The organism is Ditibartonella choladocola (assembly GCF_002007565.1).
Classification (GTDB): Bacteria; Pseudomonadota; Alphaproteobacteria; order Rhizobiales; family Rhizobiaceae; genus Bartonella; species Bartonella choladocola.
On the sequence record NZ_CP015625.1, the window covers coordinates 1,710,650 to 1,728,966 of the forward strand.

The following is an 18,317-nucleotide window of genomic DNA, read 5'->3' on the forward strand; positions in this document are numbered from 1 at the left end:
CTATTGGTCATACCGGCTCATTTTTTATATCGGATACGACAACCTCGAATAATGTCGATGAAGATGAGGCCGTCGCATCTTGCAATTCCCGTTCCAATTCCGCGCAATCGACGATGCGTTTTGCATTGATACCGAAGCCTTTGGCCAATGCCACAAAGTCAATTCCCGAAAGGGTCGTGCCGACCACTTTTTCGTGCTTTTTAAACCCGAATTCGGGTGCAAATTCTTCCAATGCCGCATAGCTTCCGTTCCGCAAAACAATCCATGTAATGGATAATTTCTGAATGGCCGCGGTCCACAAACTCTGAACGGAATAAAGTGCCGAGCCGTCACCGATAATGGCGATGATCTTTTTGTCCGGTAATGCCAAGGCTGTCCCGACAGCCGCCGGCATTCCGTAACCCAGTCCGCCGCTCTCCATCGTCAAAAATTGTCCCGGCTTTGATATTGGCAAAAATTTCTGTATGAGACTGCGCGCACTTGGTGCTTCTTCAACAATGAGCCAATCCTCATTTTCCAAACCGTGCAATGTCTGGAGCACGTAAGCGGTCGTCAAAGGGGTAGATGACGATAGGCTGTTTGATGATAATCGGGGATTGGACGATAATCGGGGCTTTGCCGCCAATTGGGGCTTTGCCGCACCGCCTGTTCGGGGCAACTGTTTTGTTTGGTTTTTTTCTTTTTTAACCGGTTTTGAAACAGCTAAAAGATCCTCCAACGCAAAACGGACATTGCTCACAATACTTGTCCCTGTCGGTGTCCACGATGCTGTCAAAGGATTGTCGACAATCTGGAAAAGTTCGGCTTGTTCGGGAATGAAAGGGCCAAAACCTTCAACATGATAAAGAAAAGCGCCCGCCCCCAATACAACAATAAGATCGTGATGCCCCAATATTTCGACAATTTTTTCACGTCGTGCAGGAAGAAAGCCGTTGAACAGATAGTGGTCTTCCGGAAAGCTGCAGCGGCCGCTCATCGGAGCCACATAAATCTGCGCCTGATGATGTTCAGCCAATTTGACAAGCAAATCCGAAGCCTTTGCACGATCAACGCCACCGCCGACGACGAATGCCGGGCATTTGCATTCTTCGAGTGCACGAGACAGTGCTACAATGGCATTTACTGAGGGTCTTTGCGAGTAGAACATCCTGTGTTCGGCGAGCGGCTTTGTCTGTCTATCCCAATCGTCAACCGGAACCGATACGAGAACGGGGCCTCGCGGCTCCGTCATAGCGATGTTGAAAGCGCGCTGGATTGCTAAAGGCACATCTTCCGCACGAGCCGGTTCTATCGCCCATTTGACATAAGGTTCGGCCAATTGGGTCGGCCGGACAGAAGCAAGAAAGGGTTCAAACGGCAATATAGAACGGGCTTGTTGTCCGGCAGTAATAATCATCGGTGTCTGGTTTTTATAGGCGGTAAAAATATTTCCCATTGCATTGCCCACACCCGCAGCCGAATGAAGATTAACCAATGACGCTTTGCCGGTGGCTTGCGCAAAACCGTCTGCCATACCCACCACTGTGGCTTCCTGAAGCCCCAGAATATAACGGAAATGATCGGGAAAATTTCTGAACATCGGCAATTCCGTCGAACCGGGATTGCCAAAAATTGTATCAACACCAATGGTCGCGAAAAAGTCGAACACGGCATCTCTGACGGTGTAACTCTTGTCCCTTCCGGAACTGTGGCATTGCTTTATCACTTTTTCCCTCCCGAATAAAAAGACTTTACGTCATTAAAAACTTGGGTCATTAAAAACTTGGGTCATTGTTAACTTGGGCCGCTGATAGCTTGGAAAATCGCGGCAACGACGTGAGATCACCAAGGCAATAAGTTTTAAGAACGCGCTGCAATGTAACTTGAGTTAAAACGATCGGTATCCTTGTTGTTGTTGATGTTGATATGCTTGTCTTCATTAAAAGCAGCCGGAATGCCGTATCAGAGCAATCATTGTGCTTCTGTTTGTCCCAATCTTGCTCTTCCCAATAAGGCAAGGTCGGATAAAGCACGGCATTTTAAGGCCATTTCATGCAAATAAAATTCGGATTGCGAACGTAACTGTGCCGGTATATCGCCTCTGGCAATCAGCCTTGCAGCTATCCATCCGAGCGCGGCTCTGCCGGTCAGACGGAGGAATGCATCTGCCCCTGCCTCGCCATCCTCATCGTCCAGCGACGCCAGTTTTTGCGCCGTAATCCTGAGAAGATCGAGACCGCTTTGATAATTGTTTGCAAGGTTTGAAGGCAATGCACCGGTCAACTCATAGGCTTTATCGAGAAACACTTTAAGTCCTTTGCCCTGATCGCGGCCTTTGAGACGGCGTTTCAATAAATCCAGCGCCTGAATTCCGCTTGTTCCCTCGAAGATTGACAGCACGCGTGAATCCCGCAATGCCTGTTCAACCGGCCATTCACCGGTATATCCGGCACCACCCAGAACCTGTATTGCGGTGCTTGCCACCTGAAAACCGATGTCGGCACCCAAGGTTTTTACGACAGGCAACAAAAATTGCGTAAACAAGTGACTTTGTTCCCGTTGTGCCTCATCTGGACTGGAAAGGGAGAGATCCGTATGATTGGCGATTGAAAAAATCAAACCCCGCATGAGATTGGTGTTTGCTGCCATCTCCATCAGCATACGCTTTACATCTACATGCTGATAAATCGCGACCGGTGGCTTGTCAGCCGGTCCGCCCTGCTTGCGTTCAAAACTATAATTCAGTGCGGTATCATAAGCTGCCGAGGCTATAGCCGTTCCCATCACACCCACCGACAAACGCATATTTGCTATCATTACAAACATTTGCGATAGGCCTTGCCCCGTTTTGCCAAGCAATATTGCTTCCGATTTTTCAAAACTGATGACACATGTCGGCGAACCATGGAGCCCCATTTTTTCTTCGACACGTTGAATGGTGACGCCATTTCCCGCGGCCTGTCCATTCTGGTTCACCTCGAGGCGATCGGGAACCAGAAACAGACTGATACCCGGAACACCTTTTTCATCATAGGAATAGGCGAGGAGGCAATGTCCTATCTTTTCTGCGAGATCGTGGTCACCATAACTGATCCAGCATTTTTCACCGGTGATACGCCAGCTTCCATCGGGCTGTTTTTCGGCCTTTGTGCGCATACGCCTTACATCGGAGCCGGCATCCGGTTCCGATATACAAATTGTTGCCCCCCATATGCCGCTAACGAGATTTGGTAGCCAATCTTTTCTGGTCTTTTCATCTCCCCAATGAGAAATGAGTTTTACTGCCGATATTTGAGGAACCGGCAACATACCAAAAGCCGGTGAAGACCTGTCGAAAATACCTTGAATAGCTGCCCAAAGTGCTAAAGGAGCCTCTTGCCCGCCATAGAGTTCAGGCTTGCCGAGAAGTGTCCATCCGGCCTCGACAAACTGTTTCCACGCCTCTTTATGCCCATCGACCGTAACAACGCGGCCGTTTACGAGTTTTGCACCCACAACATCCATAGTGTGATTTAATGGCGACAAAACACCGTCTGCAAACCGTGCGGCCTCGCTTAAAAGCGTATTTTGCATCGACGCCATTTCGCTAAAATGGGGCGAAAGCTCAAGAACTTTTTGCCAATCATCGGAACAGTGTAAAAGACAATCCAGAAGTTCCGGTTGCAATCGTGGAATGCGGGCACGCTGTGATACCATTTTACATGCCCTCTCTTATCTCGATCAGAGCATCAAGTGCGATGGCTCCCTGACCTTTGTCGTAAACCACCACGGGGTTCAGATCTATTTCTGTGATTTCCGGTGTGGCACGCATGATCCCGGCCAATTGTAATATCAGGTTGATAACGCTATCCTTGTCCTTTTCTGGCGAACCGCGAAACCCGTTCAGCAGTTGAATGCATTTCAAGCTATTCAATGCCTCTATAATTTCCTTTCGACCGACATCTACCGGAATGAGGCAACTGTCGTGATAAAGCTCTGCTGTTACCCCGCCCGCTCCGACAAGGATAACCGACCCCCATTGCGGATCACGTTTGGCACCGACAATGAGTTCAATTCCCTTCTCCCCCATTTTTTCAATCAACACACCTTCAATGTTCACATCAGGGCGATGACGGGCGACATTGGCGTGCAACTTTTGCCAGGCCTGCCGTAAATCGTCGGCATTATGAATATTGATAACAACACCGCCTGCATCGCTTTTATGCGGAAGAGCTTCCGACTGCGCTTTTATGACAACCGGAAAACCCAATTTTTCGGCAACGACAAGCGCATCTTCCAATGAACTAACCAGCGCACCGTCCGGAAAGTTTATGCCCACCAACGAGAGATGTTCTTTTGAACGATATTCGGCGATAATCCCTGAGCCCTTCGCCCTGTCAAACCGGATCGGTTTTAGCGTTTCATCAGCCACTGACCGTTCAAAGTCGGCGTGATTGGTAACCAATGCCAAAGCCCGAATTGCTCTGTCGGGTGAACTGAAATAGGAAGCGCCATTTTTCCGGAGTGCATGGATAAAATGCTGAGGCACCGGAGCGCCATCATCAAGACCGGCAAAAACGATAGGGCAATGCGGTTTTATGTTTTCGAGTGCCGAAATGATTTCAGGATATTTGATTTCACAAGTTTCATGGTCTGTCTGGATGAGCGGTAAAAAAATTGCATTAATATGATCGTCTTTGTTCAATGCATTAATCACACGCCCATAGATAGCCGGTTCGACCAGACCTTGAGCGGTAAGATCGACCGGATTTGAAAGAGCCACAAAAGAAGGTAAAACCGAACGCAGTTCCGCATGCTGTTTTTCATCAAGTTTCAGAAGCCGTAAACCGACCTCTTTACAAAGATCAAGCGCCAAAGCTTTATATGCCCCCGATTCAGTGACAATAACAGCACCACCCTGTTTGAACGTACCATAGCGGCTCAAGAGATCACACACATCAATCAATTCTTCCAGATCATCAACCTGCAATACACCTGCGCGCTTGACCATAACTTTCATCAAATCATAATCACCGGCCATTGCACCGGTATGTGTCGCGGCAGATTGCCGTGCTTCCGCACTTTTGCCGGGATGAAGAAGAACAATAGTTTTGCCGGAAGCCTGCATCTGTCGGGCAATGGACAAGAACAATTCAGGCTTGCGAAATTGTTCGACAATCATCGCGACAATGCCGACATCGTCTTCGTTCATAAGCGAATGAAGAAAATCTTCGACTGTATTAACCGCTTCATTTCCTGAAGAAATTGCGTAAGAGAGCGGAATGTCACGTGCCGTCAAGGATACGCTTAAAACTGCCGACATTGCCCCGCTTTGCGAAACAATGGCAACCTTTCTGCCGAACTTCTCTTTCATCAGCGGTGCTTTGATAAAAGTCAGTGGCGAATGATGATCGAAATTGATGATGCCAAGACAGTTCGGCCCATTGACGACCATACCGTTTTCGCGTGCTATCTGGGCGATTTGGCGTTGTTGGGCTAATCCCTCTTCTCCGTCTTCGGCAAAACCTGCCGAAAAGATAACCACGCCTTTGGTTTTCCTTGCTGCCAACGCCTCCATTGTTGAAAGAACCGATTGACGCGGAATAGCCAAAACAGCCGCATCAATCGCTTCCGGCAAATCATTAATGTTGCGATAGCAATGATGCCCGTTAATTTCATCATATTTCGGGTTTACCAGATAGATTTCGCCCTTGAAATGATGTTTTTTCAAATTTTCCAGCACAGAAAATCCGAGTGCGCCGGTATTAGGTGACGCACCGATAATAACAATGGATTTCGGGTGCAAAAGGCAATCGAGCGTGAAATGCTCGTTGCGATCATTGATAGCGGCCATTTTCTCCTCCAAATCCCGCTCATTAAGGCTTAACCAGCCCTATCGCAATTCAAATGCTGCCTATGAAAGCATATCGCTCTTCCCTTCAATATGCTTGTCGAGGTCTATTTATTCCGGTTATATGCACCAAGCCCCGGCTTATAGGTTTTTTCGTCGAGAAACTGCTTCATCCCTTCCTTGCGTCCTTCATTATCAAAGGAATTAGCAGCCTCCTGCATATGAACGAGATAGTCTTCAGCCTCGTCATAATCCATATTACCCACACGACGGATTGCATCTTTCGTCGCTTTCAACGCAGTGGGATTTTTCGCCAAAAGTACTTTACAAACTTCTTCCACCCGTTCTTTCAATTTGTTTAAAGGAACAGATTCATTGACCAATCCCCAATCCGCGGCCTTTTTGCCATCAACCAGCTCTCCGGTCATGGCGTGATACATAGCATGACGGAAACTCAGCAATTCAACAGCCACTTTTGTCGCACCGCCACCCGGTAAAATGCCCCAATTGATTTCCGACAGGCCGAACTTTGCTTCATCTGCCGCAAATGCAAGGTCACAGGCAAAAAGCGGGCCATAACCGCCACCAAAACACCAGCCATTGACCATTGCAATTGTCGGCTTCTGATACCACCGCAACCTTCTCCACCATCCGTAACTTTCGCGTTGCGACTGTCTGATCCCCTTTAATCCCTGCGCTTCCGTATCACGAAAATATTCTTGCAAATCCATGCCCGCTGTCCACGCGGAACCTTCGCCTGTCAGAACCAGAACGCCCACATCCTCGCGAAACTCCAATTCGTCGAGAACACTCATCATTTTGCGGTTCAAAGCCGGACTCATAGCGTTTCGTTTTTCCGGTCTGTCAAAAGATACCCAGGCGATCTTATTGACAACTTCAAATTTAACGATATCTGACATATTGCTTCCTCCTCTTTATATGTATAACCGGTCATTTGACGGGCTATAAATAATTGCTATGTTTCATAGCAGTTAAAAACCGAACTGACAAGGAACGAATTCGTGATGAAACAGGAAGACGAAAAGCCGGATGAGCTCCAAAATCCCATCGGAGGTCTTTTCGGCTACCGGCTGAGGCGCATATCGGCTGACGACATGGCATATCTGGGAAGAAGTTTGACAGCATTGGATATATCCACTGTAGCGGCCTCGGTCTTAATGATGATTAATGCAAATAACGGTGCAACGCAATCCGAAGTCGGTCATTGTCTTGGCATAAAGCGCGCAAATATGGCTCCTCTCACCACTCATCTTGAAGAAAAGGGCTGGATCAAAAAAACGCCCCTCAATGGGCGTTCTTATGGCTTGGAAGTGACCGATGCCGGAAATTCTCTTTGCACACAGATTCTGCTGGAAATGAAGAAAACCGACGCAATAATATTGCGAAATCTGACGGATGAAGAAAAAAGAATTTTCGATCAGTTACTCGACAAAATTATTCATTGATGCGCCAATAATATTTCATCCCCCTTGTCTTTCAATGAAGCGATGAAAAATATATTTCTTAGAAGATCGGGGCGTTTTATTCATCAAGCCGATGGCAATATCTTCATATCCCGATATTATCGTTTTTCCTGCCGACAAAACAAAACATACGGTTCTTATATTGATAGCCTGAAAACGCAGCAGTGCCCCATTTTTTTCGCCGCGCACATCGTATCCAAATCGCGTCAATCCCGTTCAAAATCGGGCGAATATAACTCCAATTCAATTGATATTCAAATATAAACATTTCTTTATATCCGGTTGACGGCTCTTTTATCTTGTGTCAAATGGTAAGTGTCGTGGTTCTCTATTTTTAAAAAATGGAGCTAAGAGGGAATTCGGTGAAGACATTTCAGATGCCGAAGCTGCCCCCGCAACTGTGAACGGCGAGCCGATATTGATAAAACCACTGGAATTATTTCCGGGAAGGTAGATAAAGGTGTTGACCCGTAAGCCAGGAGACCTGCCGCGACAAATATTGTCCACGGGCGGGGTGTCCCGGTTAGGTGCTTATGGAGATCGGTCGATCTCTTGGGTATCTTCGTGCCCTTCGCTCCCTTATCAAGGGTAGTAAAATGACTTCACAAATAATCAAATCGGCATCGTTGGGATTTCCCCGCATGGGTGCCAGACGGGAACTGAAAACAGCTCTCGAACAGTTCTGGAAAGGCAATATTTCCAAGGATGACTTGTTAAAAACCGCCGCTGATTTAAGAAAAAGGCATTGGAAACTGCAAAAAGACAAAGGAATTGACGTTATACCGTCGAATGATTTTTCTTTGTATGACCATGTCCTTGATACAGCTATTATGGTTGGCGCCATTCCTGCCGAATATAAGGCGAATGGCGAAAATAATGATATTTTGAAAACCTATTTTGCGATGGCACGTGGCCGCGAAGGCAACAATGATTGCGGGTGCGGAAACCATCACATTGACAGTAACATAAAGGCACTGGAAATGACAAAGTGGTTTGATACGAATTATCATTATATCGTACCTGAAATAAATGCCAAACAAAGCTTCAAGCTCCAATCGGAGAAACTTATAACAGAGTTTCTCGAAGCAAAGGCTGAAGGCATTGTGACAAGGCCGGTTCTTCTGGGACCCGTAACTTTTCTATTGCTCGCGAAATGCCGTGAAGATGACATTGAACCATTATCATTGCTCTCCCGACTCCTGCCGGTTTATCAGGATGTTCTGGCGCAGTTGAAATCTGTCGGTTGTCCTTGGGTGCAAATGGATGAACCTATCCTCGTGACTGCACTCAGTGCCAATCAGAAATCTGCCTTTGACTATGCTTATAAAATTCTTGGCGACGCAGAAAAATTCCCTCGCATAATGCTGACCAGTTATTTTGGAGATGTCGGAGATAACCTTAAAACTGTTTTGTCTTTGCCCGTTAAGGGCTATCACATTGATCTTGTTCGCGGAAAAAAACAGCTTGATGCCTTTGTCTCGCATATCCGGCCTGAACAAACGCTTTCGCTCGGTGTCATTGACGGGCGTAACATCTGGCGCAGCGATCTTAATGCTTTGATTGACCGACTCAAACCGGTTGTTGAAAAACTGGGAACAGAGCGCATCCAGATTGCCACATCCTGTTCGCTACTTCATGTTCCGATCGATCTTAATCTTGAAGTCAATCTCGATGACGAGTTGAAATCATGGCTTTCCTTTGCCAGCCAGAAACTTGATGAACTCCATATTCTTTGTCAGGCATTATCGGGCAATGCGGCCGCTGTCACCGGAAGGCTCGCCGCCAATAAAGCTGCATTAAACGGAAGAAAATCATCAAAACGCATCCGCAATAACCTTGTTCAAAAACAGCTTGAAAATGTCAAAAAAGATAGAGCGCGGCGCGCATCTCCCTACTCGACAAGGCACGAAAAACAAAAAGCCATTCTGAATTTGCCTCTTTTTCCAACGACAACAATCGGATCCTTTCCCCAATCGCCTGATGTTCGCAAAGCCCGTTCCGATTATACAAAGGGAATAATTGATAAAACAACTTACGAGAGCTTTATTACCAAGCGGATAGGCGAAGCGATCAAGTGGCAGGAAGAGGTAGGGCTTGATGTTCTCGTGCATGGTGAATTTGAACGCAACGACATGGTTCAATATTTTGGCGAACAATTGGAAGGCTTTGCTTTTACCAGACACGGTTGGGTACAAAGTTATGGCTCCCGTTGCGTCCGTCCCCCTATCATTTTCGGGGATGTTTCCCGACCGAGGCCGATGACAGTCAAATGGTGGCAAGTCGCACAATCGTTTACCTCGAAGATTGTCAAAGGCATGTTGACGGGGCCTGTTACCATTCTAAATTGGTCATTCGTCCGCGACGATCAACCGCGAGAAGATACATGTCGGCAAATTGCCTTGGCAATTCGCAATGAAGTTGAAGATCTTGAAAAGGCTGGTGCCAAAATAATCCAGATTGATGAGGCAGCGCTACGGGAAGGATTGCCGTTCAAAGAAAAGGATAAAGCCTATTATCTTGAATGGGCAGTTGAATGCTTTCGCTTAACTCAAAGTACGGTGAAAGACACGACAGAAATCCATACCCATATGTGCTATTCCGAGTTCAATGACATCATTACCGCAATTGCCGATATGGATGCGGATGTTATCTCTATTGAAACTTCACGCTCCAAAATGGAGCTTCTCGATGTCTTCAAGCAATTCAAATATCCCAATGAAATCGGTCCCGGTGTCTATGACATCCATTCGCCACGGGTTCCTTCGACAGAAGAAATCCTTGAGCTTCTCGGATATGCGCTGCAACGTTTGGAAGCCAAACAGCTTTGGGTCAATCCCGATTGCGGCTTAAAGACGCGCCAATGGGAGGAAGTGAAGCCCGCCATCGCAAATATGGTTGCCGCTGCCAAAACGTTGAGAAAGACTGTTAGCGTTTAATAGGAAGCACAAAAAGGTTTGGCACTTCGGGTAATCCCAAGCCTTAAACCATGTCAGTCTATGTATTTAAAAATATAGGAGCACCGATCCAATCGGACCGGTGTTCCGGCTTTTATTTGGAACGTTGTAGAAACAAACACACATTTCCGCATTGTGTCTTTGGAGCACCCCATCCTTTGGACTGCCCATCCAATGGCTTCGACCTTGATTGTTTGATCTGTCAGACCTGCAACAATAGGACCGTGTCCGAAATACCGGACATCTGCGTCAAGCACTTCGGCGCAAAATGTCTTTGCCAAGTTCATCACGTTCAGCATCGGCTACAATCTTGCGCAGATTGATGTTGCAAATAAAAAGTTTTTCAATTGCGCAACAAGAGTTTCTGACAGATGGCCATAGCTTCGGCAAGAATGGCTCGGGGTTTCAGTTTACAGGAAAAATGTTTTTTAAAAACAATCGAGCTGAAGTCATACAAACTGAAAGCAGCTTTCAAGCGGGAGACAGGTTCCAGACCACTATTATAATGGCAGGAAAGGAGGCATATGATCACGGAAATATATGGCCTTCAGCATATTTGACAGCCTTGCCGCCAATGCGAGCAGAAACGAGTTTTCCATTTTCCACATACCATTCGAGCCGGATTTTCGATACCCGCATCATTTCCATACCCTGTTCGAGCCAAATATTTTTCTTGCCATCCAACGGGTTATCAAATTGCTGGACGACACCGCAAAAGGCCGACGCAGCGGAGCCGGTAGCAGCATCTTCCGTGCCGTCAGGGCGGAACATGCGCACATGAAAAGCGCTCTGGAAAAGCCTTGTTTCCCGACTATAGAGGTAGAATGACGGAGTTTTCACATTCAGCCTGTCAAAATTTTGCGCAATATAAACAGGATCAGGCAGTGCACTGGCAACCGTTTTAAGATTGCGAAGAGGAACAAAGAAAAATGGTACGCCGGCTGTCCAAAGAGAGGGAATGTGGTTTTCAAAACCTATTTCCTTGCTTTCGAGACCGAAGGCGGCTGCAAAAATTTCTTTGGGAATGTCAAGCGGGAGCTGTTCGGGGAGTTTGGGCAGGTCGAATTCGGCAAAAGCTGCTTTTTCACTCAAATCAACCACTGCACGGATAATTCCGACTTTTTCCTCAAGAATAATAAGTGAATCATTGCGGCCATTGTTTTTTATATTTTTCCGTGCAAGAGACACGGCGGCTCCGACAGTCGGATGACCGGCAAATGACATTTCTCCATCAGGTTTGAAAATTCGCAAATTGGCGACATGTTTTTCATCTTTCGGCGGATTGACGAAAACAGTTTCCGACAAATTGAATTCACGCGCGATAGACTGCATCTGCTCATCTGTCAAACCGGCCGCTTCGTGAACGATTGCCACCGGATTTCCCGATAGAACCGTGTCACTGAACACGTCGTAAATTTCAAAAAAACGGCCTTTATCCTCCACCCTGACAAATCCTCTTTCAATGCAGATCCACGATATTGAAACCTTATCCTGTTTATGATTAGGACGAAACAGATCGACCTGTAAAGTTTCTTTATATCAAAAAAGAAAGGATGCAGCCACCCGACTGCATCCCGATCTTCTATTATCAGCATTTTGCGACAAAATCCGTCAGCCGACAGAATTTCGTTCAGCCGCTTTGAAATTTAAAAAAATTACTTGCTGTCAGCGTTCAAAACCAGCTTGGAAACGCCGACGGCAATATTGGCTCCCTCATGAGCTTCAACACTCACCGGCTGCAATGAGAAAGCCTTGTTATCGCCAACGAGTAAATTGGCTCCGCCGCCAACTCCGGCTGCCACATCAACACCTACGCCTTCATATTTGCCGACAAGAATTCCAGCCTTATATGCATCTTTACTTGCTGCCAAAACCATCCACGACAATTGGCCGGCGCCGGCTTTACCAATATCAATGCCGAGTTGTTCGATCTTGCCGACATATTTGTCGGTTTGTGCGCCTTTGTCATTCGGTTGGAAAACGCAAGTCAATTTTTCAGTCGCTTTGAAAATATGTCCCTCAGCGCCTTGTCCGGTACATACAAGCATACCGACTGTAACCTTATCATCGGCAGATGCGCTATTGATGCTCAAAATAGCACTTCCGGCAGCAACCCCGGCAATAACAATATTTCTTAAAAAATGTGACATTATGATTGTTCCTTCTCTACTAACTTTTCTCAATTTGGCGTATATTATAGAAAATACAAGTCAGCCTCTGCAAAGTTTTGCAAAGTAGAATTGAATTCTTATTACTTTCGATATGAAAAGTGATCGGAATTACCAGTCTTGCTGAAGAGTTTATAAATTTAAATGAGAAAGCCCATGTTTTGCCGCTTGCAAAAATCGTTTGTTTTACCAATCCTTGCAACAATAATCTTTCCAGTGCCGGTTCAGGCTGTCGAACTCAACAACCCTCTCGCACCAATTGCCCGCCCTCAGAATGCCCCTCTGCCTCACGCCCATTATGGAGTACCAAGACCGAACCGCAATTATAAACCGGAACAGACAAATCCCGGTGGGCCAACATATAAATTGGATACCGGCCCCGATATTAACCATCAACAATGGTGTAGCGACCGTTATAGAAGTTATCGTTCGTCAGACGATACTTATATCGATCGCGGTGGTGTGCGACAAACTTGCAAATCGCCTTTCCCTAAATAAAACATTTTTATAAACGGGACGCGCTTTCATAGTCGATCTATCCGGCGGTTGATCGTTAATCTATCCGCCGCGCAAGATCATCGTCATAAAAATAAATGATATTTTTGCTCGTCTGCCAAACTCGATCAAACGGCAATTGCAAAAGAAGCGCGCCACGTCGACCGCACTACCCTTCTTTAAAATAGGAATCAGGAAAAATCTTTCGTCGCAATAAGCCGGACTTTTCCGGTTTTACTTTAATCATTCGCCTGTCGATTATGTCCGGTAAAATTCCCAGTCAAACCGGATAATCTTTGGCCGACATTACAAATTGATACCAGAGTTTCCAGAAGCCGAAAATGAAACAACTGACAGAACGGTTCAAAAACAAACATAATGTCACAGTGTTTCAGCCCGTGCGTTGATCGCAAGTTAAAAGACGATTATCGCAATTGTTGATTTCCTATATGATACAAAAAGAAAAAGGGCTGACATTGCCAGCCCTTTTTCAAAAATTCGGATTACAAAAACGCGCGATTAGTTACGTGTTTTGTCAACCAATGCGTTTGACTTGATCCACGGCATCATTCCGCGCAATTTTTCACCGATTTGTTCAAGCTGATGGCCGTCGTTAATGCGGCGGATAGCTTTGAAACGAACAGCGCCGGATTTATATTCCTGCATCCAGTTGGAGCAGAATGTACCGTCTTGAATATCGTTCAAAACACGCTTCATATTGGCCTTGACTTCATCGGTAATGATGCGCGGACCACTGACATATTCACCCCACTCGGCAGTATTGGAAATCGAGTAGTTCATATTGGCAACACCACCCTCGTAAATGAGGTCAACAATAAGCTTCATCTCGTGGCAGCATTCAAAGTAAGCCATCTCCGGAGCATAACCGGCCTCGACCAATGTTTCAAAACCGGCACGGATAAGGTTGACCAAACCACCGCACAGAACGGCCTGTTCACCGAAGAGATCGGTTTCAGTTTCTTCCTTGAATGTTGTTTCGATAACGCCTGAACGGCCTGCACCAATTCCGCAAGCATAGGAGAGAGCGAGATCATGTGCGTTGCCTGTTGCGTCGTGGCCAACAGCAATAAGACTTGGAACACCGCCGCCGCGCTGATATTCGCTGCGCACTGTATGTCCAGGGCCTTTGGGAGCAATCATAATGACATCCACGGTCTTTTTCGGTTCAATCAAACCGAAGTGGATGTTGAGACCGTGGGCAAATGCAATTGCCGCGCCGTCGCGCAAATTGTTGGCAATGTGGTCTTTGAAGATGTCTGCCTGCAATTCGTCAGGTGTAACCATCATAATGAGATCGGCCCACTTGGCTGCTTCGGCAACCGAAACGACCTCAAGCCCGTCGGCTTCGGCTTTTTTAGCTGTTGCAGAACCCGGACGAAGAGCAACTTTAATTTCCTTCACGCCGGAATCTTTCAAGTTCAATGCATGGGCGCGGCCTTGAGAGCCATAGCCGATAATACCGACTTTTTTGGATTTTATCAGGTTTACATCTGCATCACGATCATAATAAACACGCATAGAAAACTCCCTTAAATTTGCGTTTCATCAGTTTTGTTCGTCTTTTTTTGCCCGAAAAGAGCAAAAAATTGCCTTGTCGCTGTGCGAGCTTCACGGATAATGTCTTCATCATCCATATGAAAATCATCGCCCAGCAATTTGCGTATCTGGACATCACGAACGACGAGACCGAAAAATGTCCGGAATGCATTGTCGAGATCATCCAATTGTAAAAAACCGCAGTCCCGTCCGATTTCCAGAATCGGCTTCAAACGCCGCGCCATTGCAAAAGGCCCGCGATAAAGCACAATATCTCCAAGGTTGGACTTACCCGCACCGGCTTGACTGACCGCAAGCCGGTTGAGCGCTATCGAGGTCGGAGAGGTCAAAACCATCAACCAGTCACGCGCAAAATGTTCCAAACTGTTGAACAGGGTTTGTTCATCAACCGCTTCGCGGCTGATTGGTACGGCGCGAACGCGCGAAGCCTGCCACTCGACCATCGCTTCCAAAAACGTATTGCGATCGCCAAACCACTTATAAAGCGTTTCTTTCGAGCAACTCGCAGCTTCTGCAACTTTCGACATCGTCAATGCCAAATGATTTTTGACGAGCAAATGCAATGCCGCATCGAGAACGTCTTTCTGACGATCTGTCAAATTATTGACCAAGTTGTTGACCGTGGCATTTGACGATTGTTGCATTTCCGCTGTTTTCATCTTTTCTCAGTACCGTACCGTACGGTTCTTTACCATGCTACGATCACCCCTTAATAGCAAGCGTTATTTTAACAGATATTGTTTTTTAATTGGTAGAAGGCTTTTTCATTGATGAATTTTTTAACTTGCCATCAATCGTTGGGCAATTTCCTGTTTTTGTCCGCACCGGAACACGGTTGATAATGCGTGCGCGACCACGCCGGTAAGGCAGATGTGAATAACAAGTTATAGTATAACAGGATAGGCCTGCCCCAGACCCGCAATAACGGGTTGAGCCATGATTACCCCGATTATTGCATTTTGCCGGTCAAACTTCATCGACATTTGCGATAGTATGGCCGACGTTCGCGATCCTGTTTACCTCATCAAACAGTAATCTGCGTACCGATTTCAACAACACGACCGGTTGGAATCTGGAAATATTCTGTTGCATCTGCCGCTGTTCGGGCGAGGAAAATATAGAATTTATCCTGCCACATCGGCATATCCGACTTGGCCGCGGGTTTGATTGACCGGCGGGAGAGGAAAAATGACGTGGTCATAATATCGAATTTCCAACCAAGCTTGCGACAAATTGCCAAAGCCTTCGGAATATTTGGCTGCTCCATATAACCGAATGTCAAAGTCACCTGCATAAAGCGTTCGTTAAATTGCGATACTCTGGCCCGATCCACGGCCGGTACACGGGGTGTGGAGGCGGTATTAACAGTCAATATAACATTGTTTTCGTGCAAAACTTTATAGTGCTTGAGGCTGTGCATCAAAGCACTTGGAGCGCTTTTCGGATCACTGGTCAAAAAGACTGCTGTTCCCGGCACAATAATCGGTGGTTTTTCCGCCATCTTGTTGACAATAAGATCAAGCGGTACTTCGGCCTTGCGGGTTTTTTTGAACAAATGGCGGCTGCCACGAACCCATGTCCACATAACGAGGATAACGCTGCAAGCAAGCCCTACAGAGAACCAGCCACCTTCGTGGATTTTGACCACATTGGCACTGAAGAAAAGAAAATCGAGGCACAGAAATGCAATTGTCGGCACAAGGCATAAAGCAAGACGCCATTTCCAGATCCGCTTCATCACAATGAAAAGAAGCGATGTGGTCACGATCATATTGCCGGTGACCGAAATACCATAGGCGGCTGCCAGATTGGATGATTTTTCAAAGCCGATCACAAGACAAATAACGATAACCGCAAGGAGCAGATTGACCCGCGGCATATAGATTTGCCCCAAATTTTTTTCCGAAGTGTGCAAAATTTCAAGTCGCGGCAAAATATTGAGCTGAACAGCCTGTCGTGCCAGAGAAAACGCACCTGTGATAACGGCCTGTGAAGCGATGACAGTTGCCATTGTTGCAAGAACGATCATCGGTATAAGCGACCATTCCGGCAACATTTGATAGAACGGATTTACAGTATTGCGCCCGTGGGAAAGAATGAATGCGCCCTGCCCCAGATAATTGAGCACAAGACACGGAAACACAATCCATAGCCAGGCGGCAACAATCGGACGTCGTCCGAAATGTCCAAGATCGGCATAAAGGGCTTCGGCACCGGTGACAGCCAGAAAAACAGCCCCGACGGCTGCAAAAGATGTCGCGGGATTGCTGACAATGTATGAGATCGCATACCATGGAAGCAATGATTTCAAAATCGTGAGATCATCAAATATGTGAAAAAGCCCGAAGCCGCCAAGTGCAAGAAACCAGACCAAAGTGATAGGCCCGAAAACGATAGCAACCTTTCCTGTTCCAAACTTTTGGACAGCAAAAAGTGCAACCAGAATAACAAGTGTCAGTGGCACAACAAAAGGTTCAAGGTCGGGGGCCACAACCTCCATACCTTCCACCGCCGAAAGCACCGAAACAGCAGGGGTAATGACGGCGTCACCAAAGAATAGCGAAGCGCCGAGAATGCCTATTCCCAAAACCCACCCCCCTCTTTTCCGGAAGGTGGAACGGGCAAGTGCCATCAGCGAGAGAATGCCGCCCTCGCCATTATTGTCGGCGCGCAAAACAAACACGACATATTTGATTGTAACAATCAGCAATAATGCCCAGAATATAAGTGAAATAACCCCGTAAACATCATTTTTTAAAATATCATGATTACCTGCACCAGCGCGCAACGCCTCGCGAAATGCATAAATCGGGCTGGTTCCAATATCACCATAGACAACACCGATTGCGCCAATCAAAAGCAGTAAAAAACTCTCTTTGGAATGGTCATTATTTTCATCGGCTGTTGTTGGATCATCGGTCACAGCGTCAATATCTTGAGAGTCCGCCATAGCGCAATCCTTTCAGCCGAAATTGTTATCCAGTTGTTGAGGTAGAAGACGGGTAAAAACGACCTTGATCTTACATATTCACCTGATGCCCGTTTGGCCGGTTAAATTGCCAATGCTCTTTTAAATCTCAGAACAGTTTCTCTCATTCCATGTTCCAGAGCATCCGCAATAAGTCCGTGTCCGATGGAAGTTTCATAAAGCCATGGCACTCTTTTGACAAGAGGGGGCAAATTGGACACCGTCAAATCATGTCCGGCATTGACGAGAAGCTTCAATTCCTTGGCGCGCTGCGCAACGATTGTTACCGCTTCAAGGGCTTTTGCCTGTTTTTCATCGCTGTCATAAGCGTCGCCATAAGGACCGGTGTAAATTTCAATACCGTCGGCACCGATGTCTTTGGCGGCTTCAAGCCCGTCGGCAACAGGATTGACGAACACAATGACACGAATCGACCTTTCTTTCAGCCGGCTGATAACGGGTTTCAAAAATGCGCTATCACGACCAAAATCCCACCCATGGTCGGAAGTTGATTGTTGTGGGGAATCGGGAACCAAGGTTATCTGATCGGCATAAAGTTCTGCCATATCCAGAAACGCCTGATCCGGATAACCTTCTATATTGAATTCCCGATTTGGAAATTCATCGTCAATCAAACGACGTATATCGGGAAGATCGGTAAACCTGATATGCCGCTGGTCAGGACGGGGATGGACAGTAAGTCCGTCAGCACTCGCATCCAGCGCTATGCGCCCCATACCGACCACATTCGGCCAAGGCAAATTCCGGCGATTGCGCAACACCGCGATGGCGTTAAGATTAACCGAAAGTTTTATTGTCATCGACAGCACCTATCAAGTCCACTTAAAATCTGTAGTATTG

The 18,317-nt window shown here is 46.7% G+C and carries 13 protein-coding genes and 1 riboswitch; of the genes, 3 read left to right on the forward strand and 10 right to left on the reverse strand.

The annotated features are described in order from the left end of the window. Positions 1-7: 7 nt before the first annotated feature. From mdlC to BBC0122_RS07675, 4 genes are all read right to left on the reverse strand, one after another. Complete coding sequence (gene mdlC / locus BBC0122_RS07660; protein WP_077992679.1) at positions 8-1,705, reverse strand: benzoylformate decarboxylase; 1,698 nt, start codon at positions 1,703-1,705, stop codon at positions 8-10. A 245-nt stretch (positions 1,706-1,950) separates the two neighbouring features. Continuing rightward, positions 1,951-3,675, reverse strand: coding sequence for an acyl-CoA dehydrogenase family protein (locus BBC0122_RS07665; RefSeq protein ID WP_077992680.1), 1,725 nt, complete (start codon positions 3,673-3,675; stop codon positions 1,951-1,953). A gap of 1 nt (position 3,676) precedes the next feature. Further along, positions 3,677-5,812, reverse strand: coding sequence for an acetate--CoA ligase family protein (locus BBC0122_RS07670; protein WP_077992682.1), 2,136 nt, complete (start codon positions 5,810-5,812; stop codon positions 3,677-3,679). Between the two features lie 104 nt (positions 5,813-5,916). Continuing rightward, a complete protein-coding gene (locus BBC0122_RS07675) occupies positions 5,917-6,729 on the reverse strand; it encodes a p-hydroxycinnamoyl CoA hydratase/lyase (protein ID WP_077992684.1) in 813 nt (270 codons plus the stop codon). Positions 6,730-6,834: 105 nt separating this feature from the next. Here BBC0122_RS07675 and BBC0122_RS07680 point away from each other — a divergent pair, with 105 nt between their 5' ends. Then, complete coding sequence (locus tag BBC0122_RS07680; RefSeq protein ID WP_077992695.1) at positions 6,835-7,275, forward strand: MarR family winged helix-turn-helix transcriptional regulator; 441 nt, start codon at positions 6,835-6,837, stop codon at positions 7,273-7,275. A gap of 322 nt (positions 7,276-7,597) precedes the next feature. Next, positions 7,598-7,799: riboswitch (cobalamin riboswitch) on the forward strand. A gap of 90 nt (positions 7,800-7,889) precedes the next feature. Continuing rightward, positions 7,890-10,229, forward strand: a complete 2,340-nt coding sequence (gene metE / locus BBC0122_RS07690; protein ID WP_077992700.1) for a 5-methyltetrahydropteroyltriglutamate--homocysteine S-methyltransferase — start codon at positions 7,890-7,892, stop codon at positions 10,227-10,229. Positions 10,230-10,775: 546 nt separating this feature from the next. On the opposite strand, the gene BBC0122_RS07700 is transcribed toward metE, so the two are convergent. After that, complete coding sequence (locus BBC0122_RS07700; protein ID WP_077992704.1) at positions 10,776-11,690, reverse strand: PhzF family phenazine biosynthesis protein; 915 nt, start codon at positions 11,688-11,690, stop codon at positions 10,776-10,778. A 212-nt stretch (positions 11,691-11,902) separates the two neighbouring features. Then, positions 11,903-12,397 (reverse strand): DUF992 domain-containing protein, encoded by a 495-nt coding sequence (locus BBC0122_RS07705; protein ID WP_077992705.1) that lies wholly within the window; start codon positions 12,395-12,397, stop codon positions 11,903-11,905. A 162-nt stretch (positions 12,398-12,559) separates the two neighbouring features. Between BBC0122_RS07705 and BBC0122_RS13365 the strand changes: the two genes are divergently transcribed. Continuing rightward, positions 12,560-12,913 carry a BA14K family protein gene (locus BBC0122_RS13365; RefSeq protein WP_149866655.1) on the forward strand — a complete coding sequence of 118 codons (354 nt, stop codon included), beginning with the start codon at positions 12,560-12,562 and terminating at the stop codon, positions 12,911-12,913. Between the two features lie 516 nt (positions 12,914-13,429). On the opposite strand, the gene ilvC is transcribed toward BBC0122_RS13365, so the two are convergent. From ilvC to BBC0122_RS07730, 4 genes are all read right to left on the reverse strand, one after another. After that, on the reverse strand, positions 13,430-14,449 hold the full coding sequence (gene ilvC / locus BBC0122_RS07715) for a ketol-acid reductoisomerase (RefSeq protein WP_077992708.1): 1,020 nt from the start codon (positions 14,447-14,449) through the stop codon (positions 13,430-13,432). Positions 14,450-14,460: 11 nt separating this feature from the next. Beyond that, a complete protein-coding gene (locus tag BBC0122_RS07720) occupies positions 14,461-15,132 on the reverse strand; it encodes a TetR/AcrR family transcriptional regulator (protein WP_077994586.1) in 672 nt (223 codons plus the stop codon). Positions 15,133-15,512: 380 nt separating this feature from the next. Further along, entirely contained in the window at positions 15,513-17,438 is a 1,926-nt protein-coding gene (locus BBC0122_RS07725) for a potassium transporter Kup (protein ID WP_077992710.1), read from the reverse strand. A gap of 101 nt (positions 17,439-17,539) precedes the next feature. Then, complete coding sequence (locus BBC0122_RS07730; protein ID WP_077992712.1) at positions 17,540-18,277, reverse strand: pyridoxine 5'-phosphate synthase; 738 nt, start codon at positions 18,275-18,277, stop codon at positions 17,540-17,542. Positions 18,278-18,317: the final 40 nt, after the last annotated feature.

Coding starts and splice junctions, on each gene's coding strand:
- ilvC (WP_077992708.1), bottom strand. CDS start 14,449: ATGCGTGTTTATTATGATCGTGATGCAGATGTAAACCTGATAAAATCC.
- BBC0122_RS07680 (WP_077992695.1), top strand. CDS start 6,835: ATGAAACAGGAAGACGAAAAGCCGGATGAGCTCCAAAATCCCATCGGA.
- BBC0122_RS07670 (WP_077992682.1), bottom strand. CDS start 5,812: ATGGCCGCTATCAATGATCGCAACGAGCATTTCACGCTCGATTGCCTT.
- BBC0122_RS07705 (WP_077992705.1), bottom strand. CDS start 12,397: ATGTCACATTTTTTAAGAAATATTGTTATTGCCGGGGTTGCTGCCGGA.
- BBC0122_RS07725 (WP_077992710.1), bottom strand. CDS start 17,438: ATGGCGGACTCTCAAGATATTGACGCTGTGACCGATGATCCAACAACA.
- BBC0122_RS07720 (WP_077994586.1), bottom strand. CDS start 15,132: ATGCAACAATCGTCAAATGCCACGGTCAACAACTTGGTCAATAATTTG.
- BBC0122_RS13365 (WP_149866655.1), top strand. CDS start 12,560: ATGAGAAAGCCCATGTTTTGCCGCTTGCAAAAATCGTTTGTTTTACCA.
- BBC0122_RS07675 (WP_077992684.1), bottom strand. CDS start 6,729: ATGTCAGATATCGTTAAATTTGAAGTTGTCAATAAGATCGCCTGGGTA.
- metE (WP_077992700.1), top strand. CDS start 7,890: ATGACTTCACAAATAATCAAATCGGCATCGTTGGGATTTCCCCGCATG.
- BBC0122_RS07665 (WP_077992680.1), bottom strand. CDS start 3,675: ATGGTATCACAGCGTGCCCGCATTCCACGATTGCAACCGGAACTTCTG.
- BBC0122_RS07730 (WP_077992712.1), bottom strand. CDS start 18,277: ATGACAATAAAACTTTCGGTTAATCTTAACGCCATCGCGGTGTTGCGC.